We start from the raw sequence: 12,607 nt of genomic DNA, 5'->3' as shown, positions 1-12,607 counted from the left end.
CTATTTTTTTAGAAGAAGATTGCAGATTTTTTTCAGACTGGAATTCTCTTTCCAGCTATTCAGTTTTTCTTTTAAGTTTTTATCGGCTTCAGATTGGTTTAAAGCCAGAACCTCGTGGTAAATATCCAATATTTTTTTTAGATTGGTAACAGGTGTTTCCATCTGCAGCAAAATATGGGTAAGAAGTTGTTCCAGTGCCAGATTATGATCTTTGCTGACATTAAGCATCTGATGCTGTACCAAATCTGTAAATCTCTTCACAGGTGCCCATTCCAGTTTCTCGTGCAGACCGGTCACACGGCCCAGCTGTACATTATCCATTACTTTATGGGAAACATGTTCCAGCCAGATCTCGGCAGCAGTTCCACGGATCACTTTGTCTCCGTCCAGGAAAATGGTTCCCAAAAACAGATATCCCATTGCATCCAGAGGCTTTTTCATCTGATGAAGGGCCTGTGCCGTATTCAGAACAAGACTTCTTTCGTAAACCTCTGCTATTCCAGAATAAAACAGGCAGTCTTTGATGATCTTAGCAAAAACATTCCCGAGCGTATTCGGGAAACTCCACATAAATGAAGGGGTTTCAGAGAAATGCTTCTGTTCCGCAATAAAGTATTCCATAAAAAGCGGATGTTCTCTTTTTTTCAGGTGATATTTTGGAACATTAATATTAAGTTCAACCGGATAATAGGAGTTTTTTTTGCTGTCAATTGTTTTCCATTCATACGAACCGGTAAGAAATTCTTTAGGGATATCATCATATCCGAAGTCTTTGAATTCTTTAAAAACGGTCCCGGGAGAGCGCGTAATTCCGGCAGTCATCCACCATGACGGATGTTCAAATTTTCCTTTCGGTGCGGCATTTGGATTAAAAAAGAAAAGAAGCAGATCTTTGTATTCTCCCTTTAATTTTTCTTCAACCCGTTTTAATCTGTCTGATGTTCTTTCAAGGGAACAACGTTGTAATGCCAATTGTACATCCAGATCATCAGGCTTTTTATTTTCGTTCTGATAGATTTCAAATCTTTCTACCAATGCATCCGGACTTACCCAGCATGGTTCATGAGTTACCGTAGATAACAACGGAGTTTTATCTCCTGATTTTATTTTATTGAAAACCTGAACTGCGATATGTTTGAAAGGCTTCATAGCAAGACCTCCTGCATAGATATCCCGGATAGGTCCCAGCTTTTTGTGATAGGTGGAATACACCTCTCTTGTCGCTTCGTCTTCCTGTGTTCTTTTGTATATTTTTTCCAGATTCTTAAGCTGAACCGGAAATTTTTCCAGTAAAGAAAGTCCGTAATTGATAATCAGATTGCACAGCAGCACATTAAAATGATGTACTTCCCATTTGGCAATGGTTTTACAGGCTTTCTGAAATACGGGTTCAAAAAGTTTTACGGATGCCTCATCTGCTTCATCAGCAAACTTTACAAGTCCGCCAAGCGCCAGATCATAATAACAAGTCCCCGGCCTTTCTATTGCCTGAGGAAGGAAAAACATCAGATCTTCGAAACTTGCAGGCTCTTTAGCCCGGCTTTCTTCGCTGATCAGTTCCAGCTTTTCCTGCTGTACGGCATCCAGCTCCAGTTGTTTGTCATCTATGTATTGAGCAAGTCCCGGTCTTACATTAGCCAAAACATTATCCGCATAATGCGATAAGGCTTCCTTGATATCTTCGGAAACAGGGATGTATTTCTGGATGATCTTTGCGGCTTTGGTCTGTATGCTTTCATCTTTGCTTACAAACGCTGCACTCAGAGCCATTCCTAGATTTTCGGTATCGGTTTTCTTTTTCTGAAAGATATTTTCAGTGACGGCAAGACTGGCTGCCACCACTGTTTTGACCTCTGAACTTAACAGATTCGGAAGAAAATGGGAAAACTCACTGGTTTTGAATTCCGGCTCCGGAACTATTTTTTTCAGATGAGCCAGCATGGTATTCACTGCTTTTGACTGTACAGAAGCCAATCCGGCCATCAATTCGTCCTGAAGCATGATGAGTTCATCGTTTGAAGGTTTCAGGATATTGAATGCATCCATGAACCATCCGGTCACGTTTTTATTAAAATTTCTGTTGGCTGCCAGAAGGCATTCTTTAAGAAATCTTTTTCTCTCGATTTTGTTTTCGGCAATCAGTTTTTGAACCAAAGGAAGCCATTCTCTTGTAAAAGGGAGTGATTTCGATGGAAATTCGCATAAATACCAAAAGTGTGTGTTCAGCGTCTCCGGAGATTTATCCAGGTCATACGGCTGAAGACTTAAATGGTATCCCAGCAGCTCAGGTCTGGGTTTTACATAGCCTTTTTCTGCCCATTCCAGAATATCCTGATAATTAAATGCTGTAAATTCAGCTTCTATAGAATCATTTATAAATTCTGAAAACCATGGCGGGCATCCCCATTCCAGTATTTTACGGGTCTGTTCTTTGTCTCTGAAAAGGCTCCAGTAGTTTTTCCCGTAATGTTTCTGATCCATGCAGACAAATGATGCGATATCAATGATAGAATGCTGATCTGCAGAACCGGCAGTATGGTAGGAGTTTTTCGTCATTACAATCTTACTGATCTCCCGGTCCAGCTTTTTTATTGTGGGTATCAGGGTTTTTCTTTCTTCTGTGCTTAGCTGCTTCAGAAACGGAATAATCTCATGTGCTTTTTCCTCATTAAGGATCTCATAAAGTCTTTCTTTCATTTGTTTTTAATTTGATGATAATTTTTTTCAGGTTATTTTCGTTTTTCCATTCTTCCAGCTTTGCAGCTACCACACCATCAACTTCGGACTGATTAAGGTGCAGCAGCTCGTAGTACATCTCTAAAATCTTTTTGAGATTAAAAACGGGATGATCTATCGCTGTGAGAATGGGTATCAATAGTTTTTCAAAAGCGCGGTTATGACTGGGAGTCAATCCGATAAAGCCGGAAAGTCCATCCGTCAGTCTTTTTACCGTAACCAGTCCGTGACTGATCTTTTCACCGATCATTACTCCTAATATTCCGGGGTCAGAATCTTCTGAAACTATCTTGTGAATAATCGCTTCAAAAGCCGTACCAGAGAAGGTTTTATCCTTACTGAACATGGCCGCGGAAAGGAATAAATAATGCATTGGCCGGAATGGCAGATTCAGCTTCATCCAGGCATCTAAAAATTCAGTATTGGTTCTGCTGTCATATTGATAAACAGCATTGGATAACGTTTCGTTATATTTTTTAGCAAAAACAGCCACCGAAAAGTACGGAGCAGTATATAAAATCCGGATAAGATCCTGATCATAAATGCCGTGATAAGAGTTAAATAAATGATCCAGCAGAGGAGCATCTCCGAGAATTTCTTTATTTTCAATCGCTACCGTAAGCTCCGGAATTTCTTCTGCTACGTAGCCTTTGTATATTTTTCTGATGCCTAACTTTCTGTCAAAACTGCCTTCCAGATAAGACTTTTCATAAAGGTTTTTATAATATTCGGGATCAAAAATAGGTTCCAGCAGTTTTAAATATTCTTCGCTAAGCTGTTTCTCGGCATCCTTTTGTCCTTCTTCGAAATTCTCTTTTCGTACCCGAAGCACTGCTCTCTGCAAATCAAAAGGAACCGGAAATTCGTTCTGATCCTGGTATATTTTTAATTTATCAATCAGTACACGGATATCAATCCAGCAAGGTGTATGATCCGCAACTGATAGTAACGGAAGGTTTTTTCCTTGTTTTAAAAGATCAAATATTCCCGACAGAAACTGATGATAGGCTTTAAAGATCAAAGGAGTACGTTTTCCAATCCAGTTTTCAAGGGTTGGAAATTCTTTCTTGGCTTCACTAAGTATCGCAGATCCTTTTTTCAGTTTTAAAAGTCCGTATGCCATAAAAAATGTAGCATACAAATGATGCATTCCTCCACTTCCTTTAACTTTAAGGGCTGCTTTGAAAGCCGGTTCCAGCCGAGTCATCTGTTCATCACTGATCTCCGTATTGAACCTCAGTAGGGCGTCCAGGAAAAGATCGAAATCATTGGGTTCGTTTCTGCTGAAAACTTGTGGTGCAAAGAATATAAAATCATTTATGGTTTCAATGGAAGAAATCGACTGAGAAACATGCCAGGAAGTTGGTTCTGCAGTTTCTACCAGTTCAGTAGCTTCATTAGTATTGCTGATAAGGAACTTTTCAAGCACTATTTTAGTATCTGAAAGTAATGATTCTGCATAAGGCTGTAATTCAATCTTATATTTTTCAGAACCGGGATCGCCATATTTTATAATGATTTTAGCTGCTTTAGTCTGTATAGAAGCGTCTTTGCTCATAAAAGCAGGAAGGACAAAAAGACAAATTTCTTCCCAGTATTTTTTATCGTTCTTCGCTATTTTCTCAACCGTCTGAAGCAATGTATTCAAAATATTTTTAATCTGAAGGCTGGGTAAATTTGCTGTGGCATTAAGAAAATCAAGTATTTTAAAATCAGGTTCTGTAATAACCGGATTGATCATTTTCAGTACCGGAATAAAAAGTGACTTTTGTGGAGCGTGGAAAATTGAAAATAAGTTATCCTGAAGTACTAAAACCTCCTGCGGGGAAGGTTCCAAGTAAGAGAAAAGCTCCAGAAACCACGTATTATGATCTTTGGAAAAATTGAGACTCACTGCATCCAGACAGGATTGTAAAACTTTTAAACGGTCAATTTTATTTTTTTGGATCAGATCTTTAAAAATGACTTTCCAGTTTTTTTCGTTTTTATAATGATAAGTGATATTGGAATTGTGGTGAAAAAGGAGCCATATATGGGCATTCAGTGTTTCAGGATAGGTGAAAAGAATTTCTTCAGTGGTATGGTTTGAAACCAGTGATTCGGAAAGAAGATGGGCCGCGATTTCATCATTGAGAGTAAGATAGCCTTTCTGTTGCCATTCCATGACTTTCAGATAGTCTATATTCCTGAGAAACGGATAGCTGTTTCCTAGCCATTCCGGAGTGTAGGATTCGAATAATTCTTCAACGAGATGTATTGGAACCGCGTAATAACCGGGTGACAGTTTTGCGTATTCGTCCCGGTTAGTGCTGCAGGCCAGAGCGGCAAGCATAGAAACGTGATTGTGCCCCCAGTCTTTATTTAAAAATTTCTTTAAAACAACTGCAGTTTCTTTCTTTTCTTTTGGGGTCAGCTTTATGAGAAAAGGAACAATTTCCTTGATTCTATAATTTAAATAAATCGTCTTCAATTCATCTTCAATAAGCATAATTCCAATCTAGGCGACTAAAATAACAAAAATTGCCAGACAGACACTTAAATATCCCAGTAAAGTGATTTTTTTAACAAAAAATTATGCTTTCAGCAGCAGTTCTGGAAGCATTCCTGAATAAAAGTTAAAGTGCATTCTTCTTTCTTCTTTGAAAAAAATCGATTCCACGGTATGCTCTTCTTTCTTTATATTATGAAAAAATATGTTAAAAAATCCGTCCGGAAATTCTTTCATTCTTATCAATCATTAAGATTAAAAAAGGGCAGACCGTTTTTACACAAGCCCACCCCTATAGTAACAGTTATTAGTTTTTATTTTGTGAAAATCTCTTTCAGCTGGGAAACGATGTTGCTGTTTCCTGAAACGGTAATATCACCAATCTTTTCTGCGATTTTTTCCATATACTCCATTTCTTTCAGCTTCCATAAAACTTCATTTTCTTCCATCAGTTTTGCGGTGTTCAGCAAACTTCTTGTGGAAGCCGTTTCTTCACGACGCATGATGCTGTTGGCCTGAGCTTTTTTCTCAGCGATCAAAACCTGGTTCATAATTTCCTTCATTTCACCGGTTAAGATCACATCACGGATACCCGCATCAAAAGCTCTGATTCCTAAATCGCCGGCTTTTTCACCCAGATTTTCAAGAATTTCTTTTCCTACGGAATCTTTTTTCAGCAACAGTTCATCCAGTGTTAAAGCTCCTACAAACTCACGCAATGCCAGCTGCATCAGAATATACAATTGCTTATCATATTCTTTATTTTCCATCAGTGCTTTTTCGATACTCTGTACCTGAAAACTCACATAAAAATTGATTCTTAGCATCGCTTTATCCTTAGTCAAAAGCTCCTGACCTGCAATTTCCATCTGCTGCATTCGCATATCAACCGTGTTGACATCGATGGAAATTTCATTATTCCAAAAACTGTAGGTTCCCGCTTCCAGAGTGTTCACCAATTTACCGCCAATGATCAACAGTCCCTTATACTGATTCGGTACAATAAATTTTCTTACGTAATGTCTCAGCCTTGAATTTTCCAGGATGGTATTCGGGATATCCTCTGTGATTTCAACTTTCGTTAAATCCACTTTTTGAAAAGTTCTTTCAGTAATATCCATCCAGAATGCATATTGTCCAACATTCAGAACATCTTTTAAAGTCCTATTTTCATACATCAAAAGGATTTCGCCATCTTTTACCTCTACGATTTCCAAAAGATTTTTCAGGGTTTCATTTTTTAATAAAGCAGCTACATTTTCATGCGTTCCAAACTGGGATTTTACTTCATAATTGGGATCAATTAATTTAACCTCAACTGAAATTTCATTGTTCCAAAAGGAGTAAATACCGCTTTCCAATATATGAGTTAATTTACCGTCAATTAACAATAAACCTTTGTGGTGATGAGGCACAAGAAACTTTCTTACAAAACTTTTCACCTTTATATTTTCCAAAATTGTCTTGGAGATTCCTTCCCGGATTTCGATCTTTGTTAAGTCTATTTTCTGAAATTCTCTGTTAACCATTCCCTTCCAGAATGCATAGTGTCCAACAGTCAAAACATCTTTAAAAGTTCCGTTTTCATGAACTAAAATGATTTCTCCGTCTTTTACCTCTACGGTTTCCAAGAGATTTTTCAATATTTCATTTTTCAACAGAATCGGTAAATCTTCACCGGCTTCAAAACGGGATTTCATCTCATAGATTTCTACCGATTTATTTCCGAAGACATAATGATTACCTTCTTTAAGAACTTCAATTAAGTTTCGGTTTTTGAAGACCAAACCCATTTGGTAGGCTTTAATGTGTACATTTTTTATCATTTTATTATATTTTTAAGTGTTATTATTTTTAATTAAAAAGAGAAAACCGAGTTTCTTTCTTCCAAAAAATGGCGGAAGCAAAGGAGTTTCAAAAAGCTCAAATCATTTCAAAATACTGTTCTTAAACTTATTTTTCCAATTGGTAAGATCTTGGGCGTGTCCCTTGGCCACCGCTGAAAGCAGCAACCCCGGCCGCTACGTTCACTGCTATCTTTTTTGCGTACAAAAAAGGATATCCGTTACCATCGCTCACGCGGAAAACCCGTCCTCATTAGAAAATTCCGTTCAATTGGAGTAATCCTCAACTGAATTTCACTTTCAGAAAAAATCTTTCTTACTGGCTTTTTCAAAAATGTTGATTCAACAACTGAAAAAACTCAGATTTTCTCTATAGGAATGTTTTTAAAGAAAAACATTGAAAACTTTGTAAAAAATAGATTTTCAGTCTATCTTCAACTACATGGAAAGTGTAGTGCTCTAACCAACTGAGCTATCTCAATCTTAATTGAGAGAAGGATTCGAACCTTCGCAAAAAAACTATTTACTCTATCCTCTTGAGTTATATTTCCCTGAAGGAAACAGAAGGATTCGAACCTCCGTACAATAGCTTATGGTAGAAGTTTTTTGGTTAACTCCTCAAACCTTCGGGCCAAGCTGAACAGAACGAAAACAATGTTTTTCAACAAATTCTTCTGCAATGGTGTTATACAGAAACACACAACCTGCCTTGCCTGATATTTTAACTGAAACCTGTTTTTCAAAATTTCAGTGTTGTTTCATTTTGATAATGCAAAGTAAAAAGCTTATTGCGCAATCATTCTGCGTAGAAAATAAACTTTGATAAAAAATAAAAAACTCCCTTAAAAAAGGGAGTCATTGCTATACTGTTAAACTGTTACATTAAGCTTTGTTTAAGCACCAATGCAGGATTTTCGCAATATTCTTCGCATCATCCACACCTCTGTGGTGCGTACCTTCCAGCTTAAGATTCAGCTCTCCTAAAGCTCTGCTCATGCCTACACTTTTTCTTACGGTAGGATGCAGCTGCCCGAACAATGTTTTAACATTGATATGGTCATCGCTCAACGGATAATCCACATTGAATCTTCTGGCCTGGTTCTGCAGCATATTCAGGTCATAATTACCGTAGCTTGCCCATGTCAGGTCCTCGGAATCGTATTCTGCCCTAAGGATATCCAGAGCGTCTTCCAGCATAATGCCGTCATCATCCAGCATATTTTGTGTTATGGAAGTCAGTTCCGTACAAAAAGGACTCACCTTTGAGTATTGTGGTTTCACTAAAATGCCTTCATTTTTGGAGACCTTGCCGGTTGCAGCATTCATAATGCAGACCCCGATCTCAATGATCTCGCTTTCCTGGCCTCTGGGTGGTCTGTCGTCCCAGCAGGTGGCTTCCAGGTCTATAATTAATATATTTTCTGTTGTTTTCATTTGTTTAAAATTTTAATGTTGCAAAGGAGGGAAGATGGCTTCTTGCTTCTTGCTTCTGGCCTATAGCTTCCATCTTTAATATCTACTCCAAAATTTTCCGTAAAATTTTGGCAGCATTGTAAGCATCGTCTGCTCCGCTGTGATGGTTTCCTTCGAAATCCATTTTCAGGTACTCAAGAGCTCTTTTCAGGCCTATCATTTTATGGAGTCTGAAATGTTCTCTGAATTCTTCCATCACATTCAGATATTGTCCGCCAAAAGGAATTTCTATTCCGAGCCAGTCGCACTGTTCGAAAATCTGTTCCTTGTCAAAGTTTCCAAAACCTGCCCAGGTAAGGTCTGAAGAATGATATTCATCCAGAATTTTTTCACAGGCTTCTTCAAAATAGATTCCTTTCTCTTCAATAAGCTGCGGCGTAATTCCGGTCAGTTTTGTACAGAAGTCATTGATTTCTGATCTTTCCGGAATGACATAAATGCTCTGTTTTTGGGAAATGGCTTTCGATTTTAAATCCAGCTTGCAGATCCCTATTTCTATAATATCGACTTTCTCTCCAATGGGAATTCTGTCATTTTCCCAACACGTGGCTTCTAAATCGATGATTAATATTTCGTTTGTTGTGTTCATAGTTTTTTTGTAAAATCTACAATGTAAAAAGTACGCTGTAAAATGTATTCATGATTGTGGTAGTCCGGTGTAATTAGAATGGCCATGACTCATTACTCCTTACTTATAGTCCTCTATCTCCAAACGGTGGTGTCCATTTTTTTAGCTTCATAATTTCTTTGACTTCCTCGTAAGAAATCGGGTAGAAATCATGGCAATCTACTCCCACGTCGAAGCTTAAAGCCATTTCATCATCAGGTAAAGTTCCGTGCGAATGGCCTTAGAGCTGCCATACTCCGCGGTGTGAACCGTTCCAGCTACGCATGGCGTAATGCAGGAGGATAATTTTCTGCTTGCCATTGCTGTTTTCCGGTTCATCAATTTTCAATTCATGATAATCTCTCACGGATTCAAATCGTTTGGGGTATGTGAGCGCAGCACCTTCGTGGTTTCCCCTGATCAAATGGATATTGCCGTTTAATCTGTCTAGGATTTCTTTGGTAAAATCCGGTTTTCCCAAACTGATATCGCCAAGGTGGTAGACGGTATCATTGGTACCGACTCTTTCATTCCATCTTTTAATCAGTTCTTCATTCATATGATCTAAAGACTCGAATGGTCTTTCTGAAAATTTTATAATATTGGCGTGACCGAAATGATGGTCCGCTGTAAAAAATATATTAGGTTTCATTTTTTTAATAATTTGTTTGTTGAATCTTTACTACGTTTTTTCCCACGGATTACACAGAAAACACAGATATTGTGTTGATTTGTGGAGATCATTTGTGGTGTTTGTGTTTAAGAAAATCAATTCTTTTGTAGTTTAAATTTTAATTAATTTTCGCGAAATGCTTTATAAAAAGCAGTTTCAATTTCAATAACATCAGTTTCCGTATATCGTCTTGAAAAATGAATGGGAACGGCTTCTTTCACCTGACATTCTTTCATGATTTTTCCGGATGCAGAAGCAAAACTGTGATAATTGAGCTTTGCAAATTCCTGATCAGAATCTTTATAAAAACTCTCGATATACACTAGATCTGCTTCACTGAACACCGCTTTTATTTTTTCATAATTTTCCTGATCTGCCGCATGATCCATGATTACCCCAAGCTTGTAACCATGATTTTTCGTCAGTAAATAAAACAAATCAGCTGCTTTGTAAACCGTTCCTTCAATTTCTATTTCCTTATCCGCATCATTATTTTCAAACGCCGTTTTCAGTTCGCTGATCCATTTTCCTTTTCTGAAGTCGGAAGCCTCTTCATGAAAGGTGACTGAATCTTTTTCTTTGAACAGATACGCAATGGAATCTGTTTTATGATCGAGAATGGCAAAATCAACTTTTACCTGATCATCTTCAAAAAGAAAGTTCTGTGTCTTCACCAGTTCCAGATTCCAGTGTGGTGGACGGAGGTTATAGACATTGATTTCTTTAGGGGAAATAATCTCCCGTATCTCATATTCAATGGCCATTTCATCAATAAGATTCCATGTGTAAGATTTTAATCTCGCTTCAATCTGGTGATGGATATTTTTTGGTCCGCAGATCACAACTCTTTCTCCGCTACCGATCTGATGTCTGAAAATTCCGTCAAAATTAGAAAAATGATCAATGTGTGTATGGCTGATGAACACTGCTGAAACCGACTGTATTTCTTTTACCGTCAGCTGGCTTGCTTCACCGCAGTCACACAAATAATGTTTTGCTGAATTTGCAATTTTTATTAATATACTGATGTCTTCTCTCAAAAGACTTTTTATCTCTGCCTGTATCATTGTATTAGTTTTTAAACATAAAAAAGTTCCGGTAAAAATATACCGAAACTAAACTTTAAGAGTCATCAACTCTTCTTTTATAAAATCAATCACTAAAGTATTCAACTTTTTGTTGATTCTTTTCTGTTCGTCTTTTTCCACTGAAGTGAAAGCATCCGGAAAATCTTTTCCAAAGTCTTCCAAAATATCCTGAGCAAAAAGACCTATGATCTTGCCTATCATTTTGGGTTCAAATTCTCCAACTTTGCTCACCACATTATGCAATCTGTTAACTGTGGCGTACCTCTGAATTTCTTCCCAGATATTCTGAGCATTTTCTGAAAAATCTGCTGGCTTCTGAGTTTCTTTACGGTCTTTTTTCACCATTTTAGATCTTTCGACCCACTTGTCATTCTTGTTTTTAAGAATAACTCTGGCGCCGTTTCCAAAATACCTGGTTTTCAAAGTTTTGACAATTGTTCCTTCACACATATTGTTCTCCATTTCAGGTAGGCCAAGCCAAGCCGGAATGTTAGAGTCAAATACATTCGGGAAGCTTAAAGCATCTTCCAGACTGCCCTGGAACAAAACCTTTGCGTAGAAAAATCCGGTTTCCTCAAAAATCTGATTCGTCACATCGGTATCCAAATAAGTAGTACCGTTCAACTTAATATCGAATCCATAGAATTCGTTATGAGCGGCGTATTCAATACCTTTTTGTACTTTGATGGAATCTTTTACGGGTTCTACTTCTGGATGTTTGTAACCTCCTCCGAATAGTTCACCGTAGATCACTACCGTTTCCAATTCCGGGTGAATGGTTTTCACTTTTTGAAACAAATCAATTACATTTTTTCTGTAACGTTCTAAAATTTGGTGTGCATTGTAGAATTTTTCATCCTTTTCAATGAAGGCGGTTCTCTTCGCGATTTTAATCTCCTTTCCATCGGTAAAGAAAGAGAAATTAGCACCGTGAACCTTTTCCTGCACGATGAAAATCTCATCCCCAAAACCCTGCAATCTGATCTGATCGATCACGCGGGTTTGGTAAGCGTTTTCTATAGAGTTATATGTTTTGAAAATCATTTTTTTTAGTTTTTAATAGTTTCTGATTCATTATTTTTCATTTGAGTAAGGTGTCGCTGAGCGTGAAGTGAAAGGAAATAAATGTATTCATACACATTGATTTTCCCCAGTCCATTCACTGTCATAGTTGTTTTACAGAGGAGACCTTCGCCGTTTTTCATCAGGTATAAATAATTTAAACATTGATCATACTGCTGACTCATTAAATTCCTGATTTCACTCAGACTTAATTCTCCTTTCGGCTCCATATGTTCCGGTCTTATCCATTCAAAAGCTCCGTGCTCCCCTACTTTCTCAAATTTTTTATTATCGAAACTGTAGTTTTTTATTTCGGAATTCAGATCAAGCTCAAGATAATTCCGCATTGCTTTTTTTGATCCTTTTTCAATGAGAATGAGCAAATAAAAGTTGGTAAGATAAATATGTTCCAAAATCTGTTGAACTGTCCAGCCCTCATTGGCAGGCAGAATATTCAATATTTTTTCATCTTTTTCAAACCACTTGTCCACTTCATCAAAACTGAGTTTCAAATGCGTTTTTATATCCTGAATTAATCTAAAAATATCCATTACAATTTTTTATAGTTTTCCAAAAGGCTTAGAATATTTTCCTGCCTTTCGATCAATCATCTTCTTTCTTTCAGTAATCTTTGAT

General features: G+C 37.5%; 9 protein-coding genes. All 9 read right to left on the bottom strand.

From position 1 onward, the window contains the following. Complete coding sequence (locus tag LC419_RS08040; protein WP_223606852.1) at positions 1–2,697, bottom strand: DUF6493 family protein; 2,697 nt, start codon at positions 2,695–2,697, stop codon at positions 1–3. Then, the gene (locus LC419_RS08035; protein ID WP_223606851.1) at positions 2,678–5,224 is read right to left on the bottom strand and encodes a DUF6493 family protein; all 2,547 of its coding nucleotides are present in this window, start codon (positions 5,222–5,224) and stop codon (positions 2,678–2,680) included. The genes LC419_RS08040 and LC419_RS08035 overlap by 20 nt, the downstream gene beginning before the upstream one ends. A gap of 314 nt (positions 5,225–5,538) precedes the next feature. After that, positions 5,539–7,050, bottom strand: a complete 1,512-nt coding sequence (locus LC419_RS08030) for a slipin family protein (protein WP_223606850.1) — start codon at positions 7,048–7,050, stop codon at positions 5,539–5,541. 900 nt (positions 7,051–7,950) lie between these two features. Further along, the gene (locus LC419_RS08025; RefSeq protein ID WP_223606849.1) at positions 7,951–8,502 is read right to left on the bottom strand and encodes a 3'-5' exonuclease; all 552 of its coding nucleotides are present in this window, start codon (positions 8,500–8,502) and stop codon (positions 7,951–7,953) included. An 82-nt stretch (positions 8,503–8,584) separates the two neighbouring features. Continuing rightward, positions 8,585–9,130: a 3'-5' exonuclease gene (locus LC419_RS08020; protein ID WP_223606848.1), complete on the bottom strand. Its 546-nt coding sequence runs from the start codon at positions 9,128–9,130 to the stop codon at positions 8,585–8,587. 259 nt (positions 9,131–9,389) lie between these two features. Next, positions 9,390–9,800, bottom strand: a complete 411-nt coding sequence (locus tag LC419_RS08015; protein WP_223606847.1) for a metallophosphoesterase — start codon at positions 9,798–9,800, stop codon at positions 9,390–9,392. A gap of 143 nt (positions 9,801–9,943) precedes the next feature. Then, the gene (locus LC419_RS08010; protein ID WP_223606846.1) at positions 9,944–10,888 is read right to left on the bottom strand and encodes a peptidase; all 945 of its coding nucleotides are present in this window, start codon (positions 10,886–10,888) and stop codon (positions 9,944–9,946) included. Between the two features lie 48 nt (positions 10,889–10,936). After that, a complete protein-coding gene (locus tag LC419_RS08005; RefSeq protein WP_223606845.1) occupies positions 10,937–11,953 on the bottom strand; it encodes an RNA ligase, Rnl2 family in 1,017 nt (338 codons plus the stop codon). A 5-nt stretch (positions 11,954–11,958) separates the two neighbouring features. Continuing rightward, positions 11,959–12,522 carry a DinB family protein gene (locus tag LC419_RS08000; RefSeq protein ID WP_223606844.1) on the bottom strand — a complete coding sequence of 188 codons (564 nt, stop codon included), beginning with the start codon at positions 12,520–12,522 and terminating at the stop codon, positions 11,959–11,961. Positions 12,523–12,607: the final 85 nt, after the last annotated feature.

This window comes from Chryseobacterium sp. OSA05B (genome assembly GCF_019970065.1).
Taxonomy (GTDB): Bacteria; Bacteroidota; Bacteroidia; order Flavobacteriales; family Weeksellaceae; genus Chryseobacterium.
Note: the sequence above shows the minus strand (reverse complement) of the source record. Positions and strands in the feature narration are given on the sequence as shown.

Coding starts and splice junctions, on each gene's coding strand:
- LC419_RS08015 (WP_223606847.1), bottom strand. CDS start 9,800: ATGAAACCTAATATATTTTTTACAGCGGACCATCATTTCGGTCACGCC.
- LC419_RS08035 (WP_223606851.1), bottom strand. CDS start 5,224: ATGCTTATTGAAGATGAATTGAAGACGATTTATTTAAATTATAGAATC.
- LC419_RS08010 (WP_223606846.1), bottom strand. CDS start 10,888: ATGATACAGGCAGAGATAAAAAGTCTTTTGAGAGAAGACATCAGTATA.
- LC419_RS08040 (WP_223606852.1), bottom strand. CDS start 2,697: ATGAAAGAAAGACTTTATGAGATCCTTAATGAGGAAAAAGCACATGAG.
- LC419_RS08030 (WP_223606850.1), bottom strand. CDS start 7,050: ATGATAAAAAATGTACACATTAAAGCCTACCAAATGGGTTTGGTCTTC.
- LC419_RS08025 (WP_223606849.1), bottom strand. CDS start 8,502: ATGAAAACAACAGAAAATATATTAATTATAGACCTGGAAGCCACCTGC.
- LC419_RS08005 (WP_223606845.1), bottom strand. CDS start 11,953: ATGATTTTCAAAACATATAACTCTATAGAAAACGCTTACCAAACCCGC.
- LC419_RS08020 (WP_223606848.1), bottom strand. CDS start 9,130: ATGAACACAACAAACGAAATATTAATCATCGATTTAGAAGCCACGTGT.
- LC419_RS08000 (WP_223606844.1), bottom strand. CDS start 12,522: ATGGATATTTTTAGATTAATTCAGGATATAAAAACGCATTTGAAACTC.